14 protein-coding genes are annotated in these 22739 nt (G+C 60.5%); 4 read left to right on the forward strand and 10 right to left on the reverse strand.

Going from position 1 to position 22739, the window contains the following annotated elements; genetic code table 11:
• Position 1: 1 nt before the first annotated feature.
• Both Q0903_RS18145 and Q0903_RS18150 read right to left on the reverse strand, forming a co-directional pair.
• A complete protein-coding gene (locus tag Q0903_RS18145; RefSeq protein WP_299417631.1) occupies positions 2-3277 on the reverse strand; it encodes a DUF4214 domain-containing protein in 3276 nt (1091 codons plus the stop codon).
• A 96-nt stretch (positions 3278-3373) separates the two neighbouring features.
• The gene (locus Q0903_RS18150; RefSeq protein ID WP_299417633.1) at positions 3374-6043 is read right to left on the reverse strand and encodes a DUF4214 domain-containing protein; all 2670 of its coding nucleotides are present in this window, start codon (positions 6041-6043) and stop codon (positions 3374-3376) included.
• Positions 6044-6211: 168 nt separating this feature from the next.
• On the opposite strand from Q0903_RS18150, the gene Q0903_RS18155 reads away from it, so the two are divergent.
• Complete coding sequence (locus Q0903_RS18155; protein WP_299417635.1) at positions 6212-6868, forward strand: hypothetical protein; 657 nt, start codon at positions 6212-6214, stop codon at positions 6866-6868.
• 12 nt (positions 6869-6880) lie between these two features.
• On the opposite strand, the gene Q0903_RS18160 is transcribed toward Q0903_RS18155, so the two are convergent.
• Positions 6881-9082 carry a DUF4214 domain-containing protein gene (locus Q0903_RS18160; protein ID WP_299417637.1) on the reverse strand — a complete coding sequence of 734 codons (2202 nt, stop codon included), beginning with the start codon at positions 9080-9082 and terminating at the stop codon, positions 6881-6883.
• Positions 9083-9092: 10 nt separating this feature from the next.
• Here Q0903_RS18160 and Q0903_RS18165 point away from each other — a divergent pair, with 10 nt between their 5' ends.
• Positions 9093-9257 carry a hypothetical protein gene (locus Q0903_RS18165; RefSeq protein WP_299031812.1) on the forward strand — a complete coding sequence of 55 codons (165 nt, stop codon included), beginning with the start codon at positions 9093-9095 and terminating at the stop codon, positions 9255-9257.
• Here the strand turns inward: Q0903_RS18165 and Q0903_RS18170 are convergent.
• Entirely contained in the window at positions 9254-11962 is a 2709-nt protein-coding gene (locus Q0903_RS18170) for a DUF4214 domain-containing protein (RefSeq protein WP_299417639.1), read from the reverse strand. The two genes, Q0903_RS18165 and Q0903_RS18170, sit on opposite strands and share 4 nt — an antisense overlap.
• 202 nt (positions 11963-12164) lie before the next feature.
• On the opposite strand from Q0903_RS18170, the gene Q0903_RS18175 reads away from it, so the two are divergent.
• A complete protein-coding gene (locus tag Q0903_RS18175; RefSeq protein ID WP_299417641.1) occupies positions 12165-13097 on the forward strand; it encodes a glycosyltransferase in 933 nt (310 codons plus the stop codon).
• Between the two features lie 12 nt (positions 13098-13109).
• Here Q0903_RS18175 and Q0903_RS18180 read toward each other — a convergent pair whose 3' ends face one another.
• Positions 13110-13781, reverse strand: a complete 672-nt coding sequence (locus Q0903_RS18180) for an ABC transporter ATP-binding protein (RefSeq protein ID WP_299031804.1) — start codon at positions 13779-13781, stop codon at positions 13110-13112.
• 10 nt (positions 13782-13791) lie between these two features.
• Positions 13792-15261, reverse strand: a complete 1470-nt coding sequence (locus Q0903_RS18185; protein ID WP_299417643.1) for a hypothetical protein — start codon at positions 15259-15261, stop codon at positions 13792-13794.
• An 82-nt stretch (positions 15262-15343) separates the two neighbouring features.
• On the opposite strand from Q0903_RS18185, the gene Q0903_RS18190 reads away from it, so the two are divergent.
• A complete protein-coding gene (locus Q0903_RS18190; RefSeq protein ID WP_299031797.1) occupies positions 15344-16180 on the forward strand; it encodes an ABC transporter permease in 837 nt (278 codons plus the stop codon).
• 7 nt (positions 16181-16187) lie between these two features.
• Here Q0903_RS18190 and Q0903_RS18195 read toward each other — a convergent pair whose 3' ends face one another.
• The 4 genes from Q0903_RS18195 to Q0903_RS18210 form a co-directional block, all read right to left on the reverse strand.
• On the reverse strand, positions 16188-17378 hold the full coding sequence (locus Q0903_RS18195; RefSeq protein ID WP_299417645.1) for a hypothetical protein: 1191 nt from the start codon (positions 17376-17378) through the stop codon (positions 16188-16190).
• On the reverse strand, positions 17375-19915 hold the full coding sequence (locus Q0903_RS18200; protein WP_299417647.1) for a glycosyltransferase: 2541 nt from the start codon (positions 19913-19915) through the stop codon (positions 17375-17377). Before Q0903_RS18200 ends, Q0903_RS18195 begins: the two co-directional genes overlap by 4 nt.
• 130 nt (positions 19916-20045) lie before the next feature.
• Positions 20046-21035, reverse strand: coding sequence for a ParB N-terminal domain-containing protein (locus Q0903_RS18205; protein ID WP_299417650.1), 990 nt, complete (start codon positions 21033-21035; stop codon positions 20046-20048).
• A 70-nt stretch (positions 21036-21105) separates the two neighbouring features.
• Positions 21106-22500, reverse strand: coding sequence for an AAA family ATPase (locus tag Q0903_RS18210; RefSeq protein WP_299417652.1), 1395 nt, complete (start codon positions 22498-22500; stop codon positions 21106-21108).
• Positions 22501-22739 lie beyond the last annotated feature (239 nt).

Below are 22739 nucleotides of genomic sequence, written 5' to 3' on the forward strand. Positions count from 1 at the left end.
CCTAGATCACGAACAGCACCTGATCTTCGGTGATTGCATTCACATCTTCAAAGATGATCCTGACCCCCTGATCGTCATAGACCAGGTTGCCATCCTGCATCTGCAGACTGCTCTGGAAGATACCAAAATCACCGTCATCCCCGTTATAGGGGAAGCCGGTAAGCTGCAGGACGTCCCAAGCTTCGAAATCCATGATGGTAGATGTGCCGCTATTGCTTGCATCAAAGACAAAGTGATCCTGCAACAGCCCCCCAGACAGTATATCGGTGCCGCTGCCCCCGCTGATCAGGTCATGCAAACCCTGCGCTTGCACCCATGTTTTGAGATCATCTGCCGTATCGGCCCTGAACTCTGCCGACTGGCTAAAGCCGCGCACGACCTGCGCGCGGGTGCCGCCCCCCTCCATGAAATCAAGCCAGCCTTGCAGACCACCCGCATCGGACGCGCGGTCGAGCACGTTCTGATAAAGCTGCTCGACAAAATCGGCATCATCCAGCGACCCGTAGGTATTGCGGAACTCGAGACTGTTCACAAAACCGCCGATCATCGCGTCAAACTCCGTGCCAGAGCCCAGCAGCTCGGCCCAGCCAAGGAACCCGCCAATGTCGGGGTCGCGGTCAAGCGTCGCGCGGTAGACACGGTAAATCTCGTCGGTCCAATGCGTCTCGGACTGGCTCAGCGCAAAGCTCGCCGCATCATTCGCCGTGGTGCGCTGGAACTCTGCCGACTGCGAAAAGCCCAGCACAACACCCTCGCGGGTGGTGCCGTTGGAGATGGCGTCCAGCCAGCCCTGCACGCCGCCCGCATCCCCCTCACGCCCCAGCACGTTTTGATAGAGCAGGTTCACAAAGGCGCTGTCATCAAGGCTGCCGTAGGTGTTCTGGAACTCGGCGCTGCGCACAAAACCACGCGCCATCTGGTCCAGATCCAGCGTCCCCTCGAACAGGCCCGTCACCCAACCCTCATAGCCCGCAGCATCCGGCGCGCGCGCAAGCGTCGCCTGATACATCCGGAATACCTGACCCGCCACAGCGCCCGTCAAATCAGCCTGAATACCATCGCCATAGAGCGTATCATCACCCTCGCCGCCCCGAAAATCATTAGCCACCGTGGTGCCTGAAATACGGTCGTCAAAACGGCTACCACGGATCACTTCGATATTGTTCAGGCTTTGGGTAAAGGCTGCGCCATCCCATTCCCCCGTCGCGATACCTGTGTCCAGATTGACAAAAACACCCGCCGTCACATCGCCGCGGTCATAGCGCACCAGATCGGCGCCTGCCCCCCCGTCGACCGTGTCATTGCCCCCTTGGGTGATAAAGCGGTCATTGCCGTCACTACCTGCGATTGCATCAGCCAGATGGCTCCCTTGTATCTCGATGCGCGCACCTGCATCCGCATTGATCGTATCAACACCGCCAAAGCCGTCATTGGCCACGATCCCTGTGGACAGATCAATCAGCAGACCCATCGCCGCATCGGTGCTGCCGCGTGCATCATCGCGGTAATCCAGACGGAAGGTCCCTTCGGAGGCGCCGACGTTGAACACATCATTGCCGCGCCCACCCGATGCTACAAGAAAGCCGTTGCCACCGGCGACAGTGACATTGAAGGTGTCGTCAAAGCTGGTGGCATCGATGCCTAACCCGTCCGCCTGCATCGCTGCATTCACATTCAGGAAGGTCGTTGTGCCATTGCCTGCGCCTTTTTCAATACTGGCCGTGTTGGCATTGCCGTCCACATTGATGGTCTGGGCTGCTTCGAACACAAGGTTCCAGTGATCGATATCCAGATAGCCCGTGACCATCTCGCTGGCATCAATCGTATCGTTGCCGGTATGGGGATTGATGTAGTCAAAATATGTATTGTCGCCCGGGTTCAGGTAGTCATCGCCCGTCCCGCCGAACAGACGGTCGGTGCCGCCCTCGCCCTCAAGCGAGTCGTTGCCGTCCTCGCCGAACAGACGGTCATCGCCATCCTCGCCGTCAATCGCGTCATCGCCGGATCGGCCATAGAATATCTCGTCTGCGGCACTGCCCTCAAGGGTGTCATTGCCCCCCGTTGCACGCACTTCTTCGATGTTGGAGAGCTGGTGGGTGAAGGCCTCGCCGTCCCACGTCCCTGTTGCGATCCCGTCCAGAAAATCGACATTCACACCCGGCGAGATACCGCTGCGGTCATAGCGGACAAGGTCAATCCCACCACCGCCGTCCAGCGTATCGTCCCCCGTCACCAGAATAAACCGCTCATCCGCATCCGAGCCTTTGATGCTGTCGGCATGCACTGTGCCGCGCAGCTCGATCCGATTGCCACCGTCGGTGATGTTGAGCGTGTCGCGCCCGCCGTGGCCATCATTACTGACGATGCCTGTGCTCAGGTCCGCGACGATGCCACTGGCAGGATCTTCAAGCCAGCTGTAGCGATAGCTCAGGCGGACAAGACCCGTGGTGGTCACATTGATCACATCGTCGCCCTGATCGCCGTTCACGGTGGTAAAGACATCCGCATCAGGGGTAACAGTGATCGTGTCATTCCCGCGCGAGCCTGAAATCTCGAACCCCCAGATGGCTGCATTGGGGTCAATGAAGGTATCCACCCCCTGCCCTGCCTTGGTCACTGTGGCCGTATTGCTGGCCCCGTCGTAGACAGCCGTGATCGGACCATCCAGTCTGGCATAGGTGGTGGTGATGAAATGCTCGTTGTCGATCCCGCTCAGATCAATGGTATCATTGCCCGCCGAGGCACGGATGAAGTCACCGCCGCGGTCGTTAGACTGGCCCGGTATGATCAGATCATTGCCCAAGCCACCTGACAAACGGTCCTCGAAATCAGATCCCGTAAGCATGATATCGGACGTCACAAACCGCAGCAGATTGCTCAGATCAACATTGCCATTGGCGCTGCTGGCATCCAGCTGGATGTTGGCACTGCTCAGCAGGGCTGTCAGCAGCGCGCTGTTGCCTTGGCTTTGCGCATCAATCGCTGCGTCAAATGTGTTGATGTCCCAATCAATATTCGTCGCTGTCAGCACAGGCAGGTTTGTGCTGGTCGTTGTGGTGATCCCTGTAATAGTGCCCTGAAACCCCGAAGGCTGCGATGCATCTTCGGCAAAACCCGTCCCCGACAGAGTGCTGAGGAACCCTGACTGGGCATCGCGCAGAACCACCCGTGTGCTGGTGGAGGACAAAACCGAGATGTCATCGAAAGCATCAAAGATATAGTCGTTTGTATTACCACTGAAGATAATATCTATCGTATTTGCATTGACGGTAACCATTGGGAAGTCCCCTTCTTAAATTCGGGTCGCTGTGAATGTGAAACAGGTGAAAACAGGCAGGCCGGTGATCCGCCCTGCCACGTCGTAAAAGCAGCCTCAGAAACCTGCGAAGAATTCCACCTGATCGGGGGTGAAATCCGCGATTTGCATATTGGCGAAAATGATCTGCGTCTCCTGGGCGTCAAACACCACATCAGCGCCCTGCTGCTCCAGCGCGTTGCGGAAGGCGGGGAAGTTGCTGATGTCATAGCCTGTCAGGTTCAGCACATCCCAAGGCTCGAAATCCAGAATGGTGGCGCGGGCGGGCAGATTGCCCTCGAACACAAACACATCCGACAGCAAGCCGCCTGTGAGGATGTCCATCTCTTCGCCCTGCCCCGAGATAAGCTTGTCCTGCGGGCCTTGCACGTCTTGAACATCCTGACGGCCCTGCGCTTGCACCCATGTTTTGAGATCATCTGCCGTATCGGCCCTGAACTCTGCCGACTGGCTAAAGCCGCGCACGACCTGCGCGCGGGTGCCGCCACCCTCCATGAAATCAAGCCAGCCTTGCAGACCACCCGCATCGGACGCGCGGTCCAGCACGTTCTGATAAAGCTGCTCGACAAAATCAGCATCATCCAGCGACCCGTAGGTATTGCGGAACTCGAGACTGTTCACAAAACCGCCGATCATCGCGTCAAACTCCGTGCCAGAGCCCAGCAGCTCGGCCCAGCCAAGGAACCCGCCAATGTCGGGGTCGCGGTCAAGCGTCGCGCGGTAGACGCGGTAAATCTCGTCGGTCCAATGCGTCTCGGACTGGCTCAGCGCAAAGCTCGCCGCATCATTCGCCGTGGTGCGCTGGAACTCTGCCGACTGCGAAAAGCCCAGCACAACACCCTCGCGGGTGGTGCCGTTGGAGATGGCGTCCAGCCAGCCCTGCACGCCGCCCGCATCCCCCTCACGCCCCAGCACGTTTTGATAGAGCAGGTTCACAAAGGCGCTGTCATCAAGGCTGCCGTAGGTGTTCTGGAACTCGGCGCTGCGCACAAAACCACGCGCCATCTGGTCCAGATCCAGCGTCCCCTCGAACAGGCCCGTCACCCAACCCTCATAACCCGCAGCATCCGGCGCGCGCGCAAGCGTCGCCTGATACATCCGGAATACCTGACCCGCAACAGCGCCTGTCAGATCAGCCTGAATACCATCGCCATAGATGAAATCAGCCCCCGACTGGCCCAGCAGTATATCGGCACCCAGATCACCTTTGAGACTGTCTGCCTCGCTGGTGCCCACGGTAAAGTCAGGCCCGAACTCCTGCACATCCAGCACATCATTCAGCGAAACCAGCACCGTGCCGCCCGCATCATCCTTGACGCGCACCTGCTCTACATCCGCCAGAATGAGGGTCGCCGAGATGTCATCTGACGTCAGCTCCAGCGCGTTGGAGCCGTGATAGATCGCGCTGAAGTTTGACAGGTCCGACTGGCGCAACCCATCTTGGCCAAAGCTGCGCAGCCCGATCTGTGTGAGGTCGAGGATATCGGTGCCATTGCCCCCGTAGAATTCAAAGCGGCCAAATACGTCGCCTGCAATGGCTGTGTTGGCCGCATCGTCACCAAAGATTATTGTGCGCTGGAAGGTCGAAATCTCTGCCGCCTCAACCCCTGTGATGTCAAAGCTATAGTTGATCTGGTCCTCCAGCTGGCGGCCCGAAACCGTGCCCTCCAAGAAATCAACAATCACCTGCTGGGAGCTGAAATCAAGCAAGGAGACCGTATCAAACCCCGCGCCCCCATCTACTGTGGTAGGTGCATCGATAAAGCCGTCGGTGAAATCATCCCCATAAACCTCGACGCTGTCATCGCCCGCACCCAGCCGTGCGATGATCTGGCTTTCATTGTCCACACCACCCAAATACACGCGGGTGTCATCGCCGTCGGTGCCCTCGATGATGACATTGTTAAACAGCGGGCTCACCTCGTCCAGCGGACCGCTGGTGCGGATCAGCTGTGTGCCGTCAGCCGCAGTCAGTGTGATGCCCGTAATGGCCAGACCGCTCACCTGATCCAGACTGTTAAAGCCTTCGGTGGTGTCATCCAGTGCGATCAGATCCTCAAACAGATCAATCAGCGTGCCGAGGTTATTGGCAGGCACGGTGCCATCCACGCGGAACTCGCCCCCTGCTGCCGCCAGCCGCAAACCGTTATTGTCGAGCGTCAGGTCAAACAATGTCTCGCCTGCATCGGTCAGGCGCAGCCCTTCCAGATCATAGTTGCGCAGAAAATTCCCCGCTGCCGTCAGATCAACCTCATCCAGCGCATTTCCCAGATTTTCCAGAAAATCGAAAATATCCTGCATCTGCGTGGGCAAAGTGCCACGCAACGCCAGCGATTGCTCCCCCGAGCTGAGCGTGATGGCATTGGTCGCAAATTGCAGCGACAGAATGTTCTGGCCACCCGAAATAATCTGTAGCGTGTCAAACGCTCCCGAAGCGATACCGTTTTCCAATGCCACTTCCAGCGCGTCCAGATCCTCGATCTGGGTCAGGCCGCTGCCTGTCAGAACCGCGCCGTTGGTCGCATCCCCCCATGTGACGCGGTTGGATAGAATTGCTGTCGGGTCAGCATCCAACGCATCTGTCAGCGGTCCAGGGTCGCCCAAAGCATCCAGCGCATCTTCAAAATCAGGCTCGAAATTATCCAGTGCGGTGTTGTCAAACAAGGTTGCGGGGTCAACATCATCAGAACTGAACAAAGTGCTGATGATAATGTCGGGACGGGCCATAGGGGTCACTTTCTATTGTTGCATCACCCCGCTACATGCAGCGGATGCGGTGGTTTTTGCTATACAGCACAACATAACTACGAGATCACTCTACCCATGAAGTGTCCTGATAACAGCCAATTTTACCAAAAAATGCGCAAAATATTATGTTTTTCACGCTGGATTCACATGACCGGTGTACTGCTTTTGCTGGGTGTTCTGCCCGCGCGGGCAGAGGTACTGTTGTCACTGGGCAGTGGGGCCTACTGGTATCAGGTTGCGGCCACAACAGCGGCGGTGGACCAGTTTCTGGGCCGCCCCGAAGGTTCTGGCAGCGGCGGCAGTGACGGGCTGGGCGGGCGCGGATCACTGGACGCAAACGGACCACTGCGCCTGCGCCATCACAATGCAGTAGCACTCACGTGGCGGCACGGGGTACGCCTGACCCACAGGCTGGATCTGGTAGGGGATGTCCGACTGGAATACGGGCGCACGCGGTGGTTCATCAAGGATGGTATAGACATCCTGCGCGATGATCTGACAGCACGGCTCGCCCATATCAGCATCACGCCCACATTGGGCCTGCGCACAGATCTCTATACAAAGGGACCATGGCACAGCGATATCACGGGCGGCATCGGCGCCACACGTCTGGCTGCACGCACCCAGATCACCTCGGCGCTGCTGGACGTGCGCCGGACCGACTATTTCTCGGACAGCTTTGCTTTTGTGCGTCTGGAACTGGGGCGCGGCAAACCTGCCACCGCAAACCGCGCCTTGCTAGAGGCGCAATGGCGCCGCAGCACAGGGGTCAATCTGCGACTGGGGATCGCACATAAATTTTAAGAAACCAGACCCCTAGAACAGCAGCATATCGTCGGTGATCGCCGCCAGATCAGTATTCTGGAATGTCACGCTGACACCCTGATCGGCAAAGACCAGATCACTGCCGTGCTGGTCGAAATGCGCGCGCACCTGCGCGGCACCGCTATACCCAAAGTTATCAAACTGCAGCATATCCCATGCCTCAAGGTCCAGCACCTGATTGGCCCCGTCCGCATCGGCATCAAACACAAAAACATCCGACCACAAGCCGCCCGCCAGCACATCGTCGCCGGCACCGCCTGCGATGATATCCTGTACCCCCTGCCCCTTGATCCAGTCAGACACAGACTGCGCCGTATCTGCCCTGAACTCGGCGCTCTGCACAAAAGCCTCGACCATCTGCGCACGGCTCTGGCCGCCCTCCAGCACGTCCAGCCAGCCCTGCCGCCCCTGCGCATCCGCCGCACGGTTCAGCACATTTGCATAGAGCAGGTCTATAAAAGCACCATCGCCCAGATCGCCGTAGGCCGCCCGGAATTCCGTCGAACCTACAAATCCGGTAACAGCCTGTGTGAAATCCATGCCCCCTGCCAGCGCCTCCGCCCAATCGACAAAGCCATCGGCATCAGGATCACGACCCAAAGTCGCTGTATAGAGACGGAAAATATCATCGCTCCACTCCGACGCGGTACGCTCGGCAGTAAAGACGGTGGCAGCAGCGGCAGTCGCAGCAATGAACTCGCGGCTTTCCGAAAAGCCGATAACCGCATCCGCGCGCGACATACCCGCCTCGTCAATCTGCGCGATCCAGCCTGCGCGGCCCGAAGCATCTGCCGCACGGCCCAGTACATTTTCATAGAGCAGATCAACAAAGCCACCCGTATCCAATGCGCCATAGGTCTGCTGGAACTCGGCCGAGGCAACAAACCCGCGGGCAACCGCGCTCAGGCTTTGGGTATCTTCAAAGAGGGTTTTCACCCATCCCGCATGGCCGTCCGTATCGGGTATCCGGTCCAATGCCGCTTGATAGAGACGGAATACCTGCGCGGATTCCTCCGGGGCCAATGCCGCCGAGAACCCCTGCGCATAAATAGCATTATCCCCCCCATCCCCTGTCAGCATCTCGCCCGAATAGGGCTGTACCGTCTCGGGCGGGTCGGTGTTGAACAGCGTGGCCGACGTAAGAGTTTCATCGGCAAAAACGATTGTCTCGATACTGGTCAGCGTATCACGCCCCATGTCCGAGACGATAATCACTGTGTCATCGTCACCGGCGGTAATGGTGGCCTGCGCGCGGTCCAGATCATAGCGGACCGTATCGGCACCAGCGCCGCCCGCCAGCACATTGTCACCCTTGTTGCCCACCAGTACATCCGCACCGCTGTGGCCCGTCAGATCAATGTCACCCACCCCCAGGGCTGTCAGACTGCCGGCAGCCCCGCTGAGCGTGGTATCCACCGATGTCAGCACATGATTTGCACCAACCAGATCCAGCTTGGCGTTGCCCTGTGACAAATCCACCGACACGCGCACCGTGCCAAGTGTCACCGCCACATCGCGCGACGCCGAAAGCCCCAGCGCATAGCCCCCTGCGGCCAGCGTTTGGGTGCTGGCACCGCCCGCTTGCACGGCAGTGCCTGCGCGGCCTTCACCGATGGAATAGAAATTGTCATTGTCGCGGTCGGTATAGCTGACACCGGTCAAAAAGACGGTACTGCCGCTCAGCGCGAAATTCTCGACCACCATCGAGGCATTGAAATCACGCGTGCCCGAGGTGAACACACCTTCCAGCTGCGACACACCGATTTCGGAATAAAAGTCGTGCAGCATATTGGCCCTGTGGCCTTCGCTGAGGAACAGATCACGGTGGTGATGCTCTTGCATCATCCGGTCCAGATCGATCGACCCTGTGGAGCCGCGATAGGTGATGTTCTCGCCACTGGCATAGCGCCCCGAGAAATCATACCCCGCGTCCTCCATCCGGTCGCCGGGCGATGATCCGCCCTCCCCTGTATGGCTGAACCGGTCCACATCCAGCATCCATTGCCCGTGCGCATCAGCGGCATCATGCAACAGCGCGTTGGGCGCCAGTACCTGACGCGCCTCGCCATCCAGTGTACCCGCAGACAGCCCCTCATTGAGGTCAATACCAAAGCGCGCCGCCTCACCCTCGGGGTCCAGACGGGTGCGGTTGATCATTTCGATCAGGAGTTGTTCAGCAGCAGATATACTCATAAAGGACCTCGTGACACAGCCTATAACGCAGCAGGCAGGGCTTACAGGAATAGGCGGTAATCTGGGCAAGATTGCGCCCAAGATGGGATGGTTTAGCGGTCTCTTGCCCAAGGGCGGCATCGCGCATGACGCGCAAGGCATTGGGCAGCAAAGGGCGGCTGACCTGCGCGTTTAGACATCAAACAAGTTGTCATCGCGTAAAAACGCGAGGTCCGTATCCATCAGACGCACCTCGACACCCTGATCGGCAAACACCACATCATCTCCGTCCTGCCGCAAATGCGCACGCACATCTGCCGCATCCTCATAGCCGAAATCCTCGAAACACAGCTGGTCCCATGACTCGAGATCCACCACCGTGTGGCTACCGCCCTGAGCCACCTGAAAGACAAAACTGTCCGCCCACATGCCCCCGAACAGCACATTCGCGCCACTGCCCCCCTCCAGCACATCCTCCCAGCCCTGCGCGCGGACCCATGCAGCCACCGCAGGGGCGGTATTGGCAGAGAATTCGCGGCTTTGGGAAAACCCAGCCACCACATCGCCGCGGCTGGCCCCGCCTGCAAGAACATCCAGCCAGCCCGACAGCCCGCCCGCATCCGCGCCCCGCTCCAGCACGTTTCGGTAGAGCAGTTGCACAAAAGCCCGATCACCCAGATCGCCATACACCTCGCGGAATTCACGGCTGCCGGTGAACCCGCCGGCCACCTGCGCAATGGCATCGCCCCCCGCCAGCCGCCCTGCCCAGCCTTCAAGGCCCGCCTGATCGGGGTCACGGTCCAGCGTGGCACGGTAGAGGCGATAGACATCATCCAGCCAGTCGTTGCGGTAGCCCTCAAAGCTCAGCTTGACGGCACCGGCGGCGGTGCTGGCCTTGAACTCCGCACTCTCCGAGAACCCCACAACCACCTGCGCGCGACTGGCCCCGTTTGCCAGCACATCCGTCCACCCGCGCAGCCCCCCTGCATCAGGCGCGCGGTCCAGCACATTGTTATAGAGCAGCGTGACAAACCCCGCATCAGAGGTCGCACCATAGGTGCGCGCAAACTCGCCACTGTTCACAAACCCGCCCGCCACATCACGCAGGTCACGCTGGCCTTGGGACAGGATATCAATCCAGCCCCGATGCCCGCCCGCGTCGGGCGCACGGTCCAGCGTCGCGCGATAGAGCCGGTAGACAGTCGCAGCCAGCGGATCAAACTCCGCATCAAATATGCCCCCGATCAGCATGTCATTGCCCGAACCGCCGTGGATCGTATCCGCCCCGCTGCTGCCCGCGATGGTATCGGCGCCTTCGGCCCCCAGGATCATATCGCGCCCTGTCGTGCCAATCAGCTGCTGGTCACCCAGAGGCAGGGCCGCTGTTGAAATGTGCCAAAGACCGGTCAGATCGTCGTATTGCATATCCTCCGGACGCAAGCGGCTGTTGTCGTCGGTCTTGAGGATCAGCGTCTCGCCATTGATCGACAGGCGTGCGCCATCGCGGGTGGAATCAAATTCCAGCGCCTCAATGGTATAAAAACGCCCCATGGCGGACATATCAATGCGGTCCACCCCCAGCTCGAAATCCTCGATGGTGTCATTGGCGCCGTCCCCCGCCAGCACAAATATATCCGCGCCTGCCCCCCCCCACATGCGGTCACTGCCCCCGCCGTCGACAATAATGTCGGCCCCGCCCCCACCTTGCAGACGGTCATCGCCGCCCCCACCGATGATCTGGTCCGCGCCTGCGCCCCCCGTCAGCTGGTCTGCACCTGCGCCACCGCGCAAGACCTGTCCCGAAGTCCCGCCGCCATTGGGATCAATCTCGAAACGTCCCGTGCCAGAGGCACCATAGGCATCATCGCTCAGGCCCGCTGTATAAAGAACGATCATGCCGTCCTCCTCCACCAGCGTGGCAGCCGCAGGATTGGTCAGGGCGGTAGAGAGATCATCAGCGATGGTTTGCAACTGCACCAGCCGCCCCGTGGGCAGCAATGCCATCAGGGTCAGCCCGTCATCAGCCCCCCCTGCCAGCACATAGCCGCGCCCGTCCACCACGATACTCTCGAGTATCGAGAGCGACTGAAACCGCGTGTTCAGATCATCATTCACCTGATCGGTCGCGCGCAGGCTGCCATTGCCGGCCACCGCCACCACCGTCACGGATGATGTCCCCGCCGATCCCACCAGCACAAAAGCCTGCCCCCCGAAGGCCAGCTGCGACAGATGGGTGGGGGTATCCACGCCCAAACCGCTGCGCATGTCGATACTGTCCACCAGCCGCGCCACACCGTCTGCGCCCAACTGGAAATTATGCAACCCGTCCCCCTGTGCGCTGACGGCCATCAGATAGTCGCGTCCGCCTGCCTGCACATGCTCCAGCGCGAAGATGTCATTGCCCGCCTCTTGCAAAGCGACATTCACCTGTGCCGTCTCGACCAGCCTGTTGCCCGAGGCCTGCTGCCATGTGGTAATACCCGCCGTACCGCGCGCGGCAGTAAACCAGTATTCCTGCCCACCGACCTCGATCATCTCCAGCGCGGTCAGCGCCTCGACGCGCGGGCCTGCCATGTCGAACCGCGTGGTGATGCGCCCCGATCCATCCAGCCAATAACCGCTGAGGCCTGCCTGCGCGGGGCCGCTGACCAGCAGCGCATCGCGCCCCCCGATCTGGGTGACATGCAATTGCGCAGGTGCACCCAGCCCGCCGGCAGCGCGGTAATCAGCCCTATCAATCACCCGCAGACTGGCATCGCGCACCAGAATACCGCCATCCCGCCCGCTGGCCGAATAACTGACCAGACCGCGCCCCGTGTCATGCACCACCACATCCGAAATACCTGTGACATGCGTCTCCGCGCCCGCGCGCGATGTCGATATATGTCTTATATAACTCATAAAGCCTCCACACCCGTGGCCAGACTGGATGCGGGGTGGGGCGCACAGCGGCGTGGCGCAGTGGCGGAATTGCGGCTTTTACGGTCGATTTAGTGCTGTTTTTCTCTGTATTAGTCTCTCTTTTGTGTTCAATGGAGTGGGATGTAGCATGCCTGTGCAGCAGCGATTGAAACGCGCCGCTATTTGCGCCATCACTGGCTGCATGTCTGCGGCTCCCCCCTCCCCCCTGCGCGTCACCATCGCGCTGTGCACCTACAACGGCGCCGCGCATCTGGCGCAGCAGCTGGAGTCATACGCCGCCCAGACCCACACCGCATGGGATCTGTGGATCAGCGATGACGGATCAACGGATGCCACCTGCGACATCATCAGGCGTTTTGCCGAAACCCATGGCACAGGCCGCGACATCCGTCTCCTCAAAGGGCCGCGCGCAGGCTTTGCCACCAATTTCCTGACCCTGCTGTGCCATCCCGACCTTCCTGCACAGCCTGTGGCACTGTCGGATCAGGATGATGTCTGGCTGCCCGAAAAGCTGGCGCTGGGGATGGCGCATATGGGAGGCGATGCACCTTGCCTCTATGGCGCGCAAAGCATCCACACCGATGCCGCCCTCACCCCCGTCGGGCGCAGCATGGGCGGCGGGCAGGCGCATTTTGGCAATGCCTTGGTGCAAAACATCGTCAGCGGCCATTCAGCCATGCTCAACGCCTCTGCCCTGGCGCTGGTGCGCGCCGCGGGTGTGCCACAGGGCCTGCCCTATCATGACTGGTGGCTCTATCAGCTGGTCACGGGGGCTGGCGGGCGCGCCATAGTCAGCCCTGATGCGGTTTTGATGTACCGCCAGCATGGCGAGAATGCGATGGGGTCGCATCAAGGCCTTCGCGCCACAGCCGCCCGCGCGGCCCAGGTCTTTGGCCATACCTATGGTGATTGGATCGCCGTCAATACATCTTCCCTGCGCGCAGCATCACAGCTGTTAACCCCCCAAGCACAGGCCATTTTGGCTTTGTTAGAGACACATCCGAAGCGCATAGGTCTTGCGCGCGCGCGTACCTTTGCCAGCGCTGGCATCAAACGGCAAGGACGGCTTGGCACGGGGCTGTTATATCTGGCGGTATTGGCGGGGCGCGTCTAGACCCGCCCACGCTCAGCGCGGCGCGTTGAGTTTGGCCATATTTTCTTCGTGGCGCTCGATGCCTTCGTCCACATCATCATAATAGGTCAGCTTGCCCTCATGCAGGACTGCTGTTGCATCACACAGCTGGCGCACCTGACTCATCCCGTGGCTCACCACCACCGCCCCCGAGGTTTTCATCCGCTCCATAAACACCTGCGCCGAGCGTTCGCGGAATGCCGCATCACCCACCGCCGTCACTTCGTCCACCAGATAGGTATCAAACCCGATCCCCATAGAGACCCCAAAGGCCAACCGCGACTTCATCCCGGAAGAATAGCTGCGAAACGGCAAGCGAAAATGCGTCTCTAATCCGGCGAAATCTTCAACAAATGCGATCAACTCATCTGTGTCCACCCCATAGATCCGACCCACAAAACGCGTGTTCTCGGCACCGCTCAGATCAGGATGGAACGATCCGGCAAAGCCCACGGGCCATGAGATAGTGCCTGTCGAAACGATGCGCCCCGAGGTGGGCGTCAGCGTGCCGGCAATCATCTGGAGCAAGGTCGACTTGCCCGCCCCGTTGCGCCCCAACAGCCCCACCGCGCGACCAGTGGGAAAGGTCAGGTTGATGTCATCCGCAACCGTCTTGTGCTGGCCCTCCAGCGTGAAAATCTTGGTCAGATGCTCAAAGCGGATCATGGGCGCATCCTCACCGTCTGTCGCGCACCGATATCGCCACCAGCACCAGAACCGACCAGATCAGCCCCAGAAACAGCGTCACCAGCGCCAGCAGTGTCAAACGCTTGGGGTATGCGGGGGTCTCGGCCAGCGTAGGCTCCATATAGGCGGCCAGATAGCGCGTCTTGCGGCGCGATTCAGCCAGGGCACCGTCATAGGTTGCCAGTGCAGAAACATAGGAGTTTTCGGCAAATTCGCGGTCCACCACCAAACGCTCGTAATCCCCCAGCAGATCGGCAAAGGCGGTGCCATCCTCCGACGTGCCGCCCACGCCCAGTTTGCGCCGTTCCTGCGCGATGCGGTTCTCGATCACTTCCAGACGGCGCGTGGCCTGCACCATGCGCGGGTCTGTGTTGCTGACCGTGCCTTGCAGTAGGTCAATCTCGATCAGGGTCTGGGCCTGCTGGTTTTGCAGATTACCCAACAGACCGGCCTGCGTCTGGATGTCGATCTCGGGGTTCACGATCTGGTTCACGTTGCGAAACCGCGTTACCACTGCACGCGCGTCTTTCAACCGCTCCAGCGCCTCGTCCAGCTCCTCGCGGGCATAGCGGATGGAATCCTGCCGTGCGATATCGCTCAGTTCGTTGATCATCTGGCTGCTTTTTTCAAACAGGATCTGGCTGATGGCTGTGGCATCATCCGGATCAAAGGCCAGCACTTCGACTTCGATCAGGCCCGATCCTGCTCCGTAGGATATCCGCACCATACGGTTCCAGTAATCGACCAGCTCCTCGACCGAGGCTTCATCGGGGATGGCAAAGACAAAATCTTCCTCCGGCTTGGACCAGATCGCGCGCAGGTCCAGATCACTGTCGATATCCAGCACCAGTTTCTGGCTCTGGATGAATTCGAACAGGATGTCTGTATCCGACGAGCTGGAGTTCGAAATGCTGGTCAGACCGCTGAGCACACCGAGGGCCGAATTTGCATCCTCGCGGCGCACCGAAAATCCGACCTTGGAGGCGTATTGATCGACGGCAACCGTATAGAGATAGAACCCCGTCACCGCTGACGGCACCACGACAAACAACAAAAAGCTGAGCAGGATCACCACATGGCGGCCACGGCGATAGGTCGGGGATGCAGGTGGCGGCACGGGCCGTCCGGCAGGCACCGCTTCGCGCGCGGGAGACGGTGTCGGGCTTGCCGCTTGCGCTGCCGCTGCCGCTGCCGGAGCAGGTGCAGGTGCTTGCGGTGCAGCGGCAGGTGCAGGTGCTTGCGGTGCAGCCGGAGGCGGCGGTGGTGGTGGCGGTGGTGCTTTGCCCTGCGCAATCTGTTGCGCATGCGCCTGTGCGGCAGCCTGGGCTGCTTTGGCAGCGGCCTGTGCGGGGGCCTGTGCGGGGGCACCCCCGTCTGCTGGCTTTACCATAGTTTCCGGCGCAACCGCGTCTTGTGCGCGACCCGCATCCTGCGCCACCCGTTTTGGTTCTTGTGCCACAAGGGCCCCTCTCGTCATGTTTGTTGATCTTGTCTTACATGCTCTGGTGTTTCGACGCCAGAAGGCGGATATTGGTCATATCATGAGTGACCAAACCGCCCCACCCTCTGACAATACGCCCGCCCCCCTTCCCGAAGGCAGCGCACGGCCGCGCCGCAGCTTTGCCACCCTGCGCTCGATCACGGCATTGATGCTGCGCGAAATGGCGACAACCTATGGCCGCTCCCCGGGGGGGTATATCTGGGCGGTGATCGAACCTGCGGCAGGCATCGCGCTGCTGTCGCTGGTGTTCTCGGCGGCACTTCGCAACCCGCCCGTCGGCATCAGCTTTGCGATGTTTTATGCCACAGGGATGCTGCCCTTTATGATGTTCAGTGACATTCATGGAAAAATCGCCACCTCCCTGTTGTTTTCCAAACAATTGCTGGCTTACCCGACAGTCACGTTTGTCGATGCAATTCTGGCGCGTTTCTTTTTGAACATCATAACCCTGCTGCTGGTCGGGTATATCATCTTTACCGGTTGTCTTTTGATGTTCGAGACGCGTACCACCCTTAATCTGCCAATCATCGTGCAGGCCTATGCACTGTCAGCCTGTCTGGGCATCGGGGTGGGCACGCTGAATGCCTATACTTTCACACGGTTCAATGTCGTCCAGCGGTTCTGGTCCATTCTGATGCGGCCCCTTGTTCTGGTGTCAGGCGTTATCATCCCACTTTACAGCTTCCCCCAGCCCTACCGTGACTATCTGTGGTACAATCCGCTGATGCATGTAACGGGCATGATGCGTGCAGGGTTCTACCCCGAATACGAGTCCCATTACGTCACCCCCAGCTATGTGATGGGCATTGCGCTGGCTTGCATGGCGATGGGGCTGCTGCTGCTGCGCCGGCACCATCAGGACATCCTGACACGCTAAAAGCGCCCTAACCGCGCTTCAGACGCGATGCCCATGCAAATGCTGTCCGCTTCCAGCGCGGTACGGTTTGCTGCCGCACGGCTGCATCCATATCCTGAAGTGTCTCTAACACAGGGAAAATTGCAGCATCATATGTCGCGATATCCGCACCCTCTGGCGGGCAGTCAGGAAGCTGTGGCATGGGTTTTCCCGCAACACGGGCTGCTGCCTCGGCCCCCTCGCGCAGGGCATGATAGAGCGGCGCAAAGAGTGTGGGGTCATTCAACTTCATCACACCTTCAAGGATATCTGCGTGATACGGCGCCTCGCGCGTCCAGCGCGTATCGGCAAACAGATCGGCCTGATCTTCGGGCGACAAAACCGCGCGCAATGTGTCCAACGCAGCCAGACGCACAGGGCGTAGCGCCTGTACATGACGCGCCTGCACCGCCCAAAGCTTGCGCCCCGGCACAGGCGGGCACCAGCGCTGCACCACAAATTCAATCGCCCCCTGATGGCCTGTTGGCCGGAAGGAACGGTTGCGCAGCAAAAAACCCGTCAGGATTGCAGGCGAAGATGTGTTGGCCTGCAACTCAGCCTTCAACGGCAAATCATAAAGGGCTGCGAATTTGGCCACGACATCGGGCCGCTGGCTGCGCACGGTCAGGCGCACATTGGGAATACGCGACCATGCAGCGATGTCATCTGCGAAACTATATGGCATGCCCGAGCGTTCCATCCACACATCAAGCTGGGGCTGGTGCCAAACCCCCCATTGCCAGAAGGCTGCATTTACCCAGTCAATCGGCGGGCGCAAGAACACCACCACATCCACGGGCGGATGACCCCAGTCGGCCAGTGCGGCGGCAAAGGCGGCATGGTGGTTGATCCAGCCTTCGTTCGAGGCGATCGGCACATATCCGCGCTTTTCCCCCTGTGTCAGGGTCTGTTTCAACGCCGCAAAAATATCAGCCGCCGGATATTGCGGCCCCAGATTGGGCCAGGATGTATAGCCATAAGGAGACAGACGCGCGCCTGTGGTCAGGGTTGTTCCGTCTTGGACACGCCACGCGCCCGCCAGCAGATGCGCAGAGGTATAGCGATAGCGCGTGCCATCGCTGCCGCGCAGATCGGGCGTCATGCTCAACGCGGTTTGCAGGGCCGAACTGCCGCATTTGGGCGCACCGATGTGCAAGATGAGATGAGGGCGCTGTGTCATTTACCGGGTCCTGTGGAATGGTCCTGCAATGCCGCCAACAGAGCTGTGATGTCAACATCGCGCCCATCCGGCGGCAAGGCAATCACCCCCCCCGCAGCACCACCCGCCACGGCCGCTGCCACCGCATCCCCCTGCGCGCCCAGATCAAAGCTGAGAACAGGCATACCGGTGGCCAAGGCCTCATGGGTGGTGAATGAAAATGTCTCGGGCCAGATCGAGGGGATCAACCAGCCGGTAATGCGGTAGCGTGCCACCAGCCCTGCCAGATCGCGCAGCTCGTAACTGCCATGCACCTGCGCAGGTGCGGCCAGCGGCCATGCAGGGTCCAGATGCCCGATCACCACCAGACGTGCCGCCCCTGTGCGCGCCAGATCACGGCTCAGCTTTTGCAGCACCGCCGCGCCCTTTTGATAGCCGATGTTGCCCAGCACCCCGATCACAGGCGTGCCATCGCGCACAGGCTCGATGCGGGGCACATCCGCCAGCAAGGGGTGCGGCTCGGTCACGAGGGTCGTGGCGGTTTGCGGATAGGCCTCTTGCACAATGCGGCGGCTGTCATCGGAGAAGACCACACACCGCTCGGCGGCACTGACCAGCGGCCCCCACGCGCCCTGCCAGTCGGCCAGTGTGGCATCGGGCAAACCGGGGCGCACATAGGTATGGGCAGGATCATCCGCCAGCGGGCCACCAGCCACAGGCACACCGTGATAGACGCCACCGCGCCCCAGCAACGTATAGGACGGGCTGACGGGAAAGAAATCGTGGAACAACACCTCGACAGGATGGGCCACGCCCTGCTCGTGATTGCCACCCTGAGCGATTTCCATCAGAACTTGCGGCAGCGCCACCGCGTCCCGCGCGCCCACGCCACATGAATAGATCAGCCGCATGCGTGGCAGATAAGCCAAAAGACGCTTTATCAGGGTCACATCATTGGTGCGCCCCTGTGCGCTGCCCAGCCGCGTGTGCAGCTCCAGCTTCCATGTGTGGCCTTGGCCCACGCGCAGGACCACAGCAGATCCGCCCGTCTCCACGCCGCCCCTGACCGCACCGATATCGCGGGCGATGCGGTCTTGCAGGTATTTCTCGGCGCCGCCGCCCATGGCATGGGCCACATAAACGGGTACTTCGCCTTGCGACTGTGCCGCGGCCTCTGTCGCAGCCCAGACCAGCCCCAACGCCAGCCGCGCGGTATTGAGCGGATCTGTGCGGATAAACTCCTGCACCTGCGCGTCATACGTGGGATAGCGGCGTGAAATCTCGGCGCCGTTGCGCTCCAGCAGTGCCTGTTTCGCAGCAGAGCCAAAGGATTCACCGCCGCGGTGCTCAACGAACAGATGCGGCGTACAGACGTGCCGCCCCCCCAGCGCGCGCGCCTTCTGGCACCAATCCGTCTCTTCGCCGTAGCCCTTGCCGAATATCGTATCAAGCCGGGGCAGGCGGCGCAGATATTCAGGCGACAGCGCCATGCAAAACCCCACGCCTGTGGGCGCATCCACCAGCCCCTCGACGAGGTTGAGGGTTTGGGCTGCGGCATCCAGCACATCAGCCATGCCCCCTGTCAGATCATGGCGCTGGCAGATCACCGGCACAGTGAAAATCTCGGCGTCATTGGACATGGGGGTCACACTGGCCACATCACCCTGCGCAAAGGGGGCAAGCAGCCGGCTGGCCCAGCCCGCAGGCACCAGCGCGTCGGAATTGAGCAAGACCACAGGCGCATCCCGCTTGGCCGCTTCCCCCAGCCCGCGATTGACGCCGCCAATAAAGCCGAGGTTTTCATCGTTGCGCAGCAGGGTGACACGGCTGCCCTGTTGGCCCGCCCAGTCCTGCAGCATCGGCCAGACGCGATCATCGGTCGAGCGGTCCTCGACCACGATCATATGCCAGTCCAGATCGGTATGGGCCGCGACACGGGCCAGACACTCTGTGAGCACGTCATAGGCATTGTAGACAGGCAGCACGATGGTGACTGTCTTATGGGGGCGGGGCAGGGCGGCTGTAAAAGGCTCCAGCGCGCCGCCCAGCATCTCCGCAGAGGTAGAGGCAGGCACCAGCCCGAGGCGTTCCTTGACGACTTCGCGCGCGCCCAGATCGCCCTCCCGTTTCCAGCGCCAGATTTCGGGCAGCAGCCCGATCAGCGTGCGGATATAAGGAACAACCAGCCGGATGCGGGCGCGGCGGATGTCATTGACCGTAAACCCGTCAAAGGTGCAGGTCACAGCGCCGCCGCCTTCATCGGCCTGCAAAACCAGATCCCCCACCTCGAACGGGATATCGAGGGCAAAGCCACGTGCGTCCGATCCGGGCTGGGTAAGTTCGGGCACACACCACAGCCGCGTGCGGTTCAGGATCAGCCCCACACGGGCCGCCTGCGACCAGCCTTCGACAATCAAACGGTTGCCCCGAAGACGGATTTCCGTCACGCGGCCAAAGCTGCGGCCGGTGGCATCGCACAAGTCGCCGCCCGGACGATCCAGTGTCAGGTTATGCTCCGCGTAACGCAGGAAAATCAGGTACAATCTGCGCAACAACAAGGGGGCGGCCTTTGGTTCAGATGAGGTATCGCTACCGTATCTTTGCCGCCCGCAGGTGTCCATGCACCCAGAGAGCCTGCGCTAAATGTTTCGCGCGCGAAACATTTGGTCCGGCAGCAGGGATACAGGATCAGCCACGCGCCTTTTGCGCCGCCTTATCCGCACGGTCCCGCAACCACGCCTGAAGCTCGCGGGTGAGGGTGGGGGTCAGGGCAGGGCCGGACAGAACCAGACTGCCATCGGCGCGGGTTTGGGCGCGCAGACCGGGGGCGAGACGGCGAATGGAGGAGGCCGGATCAGGTGATGCCGCCCCGCTGGTCGCTTGTTTTGCGCTCAAAACCTCCTGTATCAGAGACTGTTCATGCGCTGCATCCGCAGACGGCTCGGCCAGTGCCACGCGCAAACGATCGGCAAAGGTTGCGTCAGCCTCCAAGGCTTTCGAGAGGGTAAGACCCAACCGCTCCCCCATCTCCTCGGGGAAATGCAGCACCCCGTCCAAACGGGTCACAAGGGGCAAAAAGGATTTGATCTTGGAGCGTTTGGCACGGCTTGCGGCCTTGAACAGAGACTGAAGTGCAGCTTTTTCCGTCTCGAACACACCGCCCGCAACAGATTTGGCCACAATGCGCGCCCGCTCGTAATAAGACAGCCCCACGCGGATTTCGTTTTCCTCGATCATGGCGAGGTAGGCCTCGGGGGCATCACGCGGCGCGCGCAGCAGAGCCAGCACGGGGCGGTCGCCCAATTGGCGGATCGCCGTCAGACGCCGCCAGCCCGAAATCAGACCGTAGCGCCCGCCGTCAAGCTGCACGACTTCGATGGGGCTTTGCTGGCCGCGCGCACGGATGGAGGTCACAAGCGCCTCCATCTCTTCGGCGTCCACGCGGGTGCGGTCACGCATCAGATAAGCCGCATCAATGCAGGCAGGGTCGAGATCCAGCACCATGCGCCCCTCGCGGCGCGCCGTCTCGATGGTATCGAGTACATCGGACAGGGCCGCCTGTGTCGCCGCATCGCCCGCTACATTGGCAATGGGCGGCGGCGCGGAGATTGATTTGGTCTCCAGCCCTTCGGGGATGTCGGAAAAGACAGCGGGGCTGAGACGTTTGCGTTTGGCCATGTGGATGCTCCTTTGAGGGGGCGATATGGAACGATAAGCCTTTAACAGGCTCTAAATCATGCGCACGGTGCTATTGCGCGGCGTCAGCAGCGGCAGCGGCGTCCTGCACATCACGGTGCCACGCACCGATCAGCAGGGTTTTGAACGCCGCATAGGTGGCATCAAAGGTTTCGCGCCCGCGGGCATATGTTTCGCGGTTGAAATCACGGTAATCCGCCTCGTAAATACCGCGCACCTGTTCGCCTGCCTGCCCGATCAGCGCGGTAAAGCCCTGACGGTGGGGCGAAAGGGTGGGCCCGAGGTAGGCCTGCATCAGCGCGGCAAGCTCTGCCTGTTGCGCGCCATCATAGCGTGTGACCACCGCGCGCACCGCATCCCATTCGAAATTAAGTTCGGGGCGGCCAAGGGCGCGGGCGGCGATATTCTCACCGTCTTCGATGGATTTGAAAGTGGTGTGCAGCATGTCAAAGAAACGGCCCGTGCTGTCGAACTCCAGAAAAGACGCCCCCAGAGGCACCAGCAGGATGTCAGCGGCCGAAAGGCCATTGATGGTGAGATAGCCAAGGGCGGGCGGCGTGTCGATAAAGACCACATCGTATTGGTCCAGCACCCCGTCGGCGGCCAGTGTCTCGGTCAGCGCGTCCCACAGCTTCCAGCCGCGCGAGGCCATGCGCCAGACCGGTACCTGAAATTCTGCCCAGTACAAATTCAGCTGCGCACCGATCAGATCAATGTTGGGCCAATGTGTTGGCTGTATCAGATCGGTGGCTGTCATCTCCAGCGCTTCGGAGAGGGTTTCGTCCAGCGGGTGAGGGGCCTCGCCACGGTCCAGACGGCGCTGGTTTTCTACCCGCAGGTTTTGGGCGTAGTGGCGCGCGATCAGGGGAAAGACGGTTTGCCATTCGTCCGCTACCTTACCGCCAAAGATGGAGGTCATGGAGCCTTGGGAATCCAGATCAATCACCAGCACTTTGTAGCCGTCCAAAGCGGCGGACATGGCGAGGTGCGCGGCGGTAGATGTTTTGCCCACCCCGCCTTTGAAATTCGCCACGGCGACCATTTTGGCAGGCTGGCCTTCGGGGCGGTAGGGCCGGTAGTCTTTTGCCTTGGAGCCTTCGGCCGCGAAATGCGCACGCAGGCGCAGCACTTCATCAAGCGAAAACCACTTGGCCCCGCCCGCTGTTTCCGAGCGGCCCTGCGGCAGATCGGGGTTTTGTTTGAGCACACGGCGGAAATGGCCTTGGGCCACAGGGATCAGATAGCGGGTGATCTCCCATGTGGAGAACAGGCGCAGCTTGCGGCCGCCATCCTGTTCCAGTCCGCGGGTTGCCAGATCATCGCGGCCCCGCGCACAGGCATTGGCAATGGCCTCGAACCCTTCGGTGGTGGTGGGGCCTCCCAGACTGGCAAGGGCCGCATCGGGGTCAATGTTGAAATAGGGGGGTAGACCTGCTGTCGTATCCATATGCTCGAAACCTCTGGAGAGCGCCCTCTTGAACGGGGCATGTACGCTGATTTTGCCTCAATTCGCAAAAACACGCAACATCTGATTAAAGGGAGCACATTTGCCTCATCCCCCCTTCTTTTTCTAAGCAAATAAAGGGCTGTTTGCTGTGGTGTGGTGCGTATTTGGGTGCATCAGCGGACCCAATCCTAAAAAAGTGTTGTTAAATTTTGTTAGTTATACGTTACAGGGCTGCTGCT

The sequence above is a fragment of the uncultured Sulfitobacter sp. genome (assembly GCF_947502895.1).
Lineage (GTDB): Bacteria > Pseudomonadota > Alphaproteobacteria > Rhodobacterales > Rhodobacteraceae > Sulfitobacter.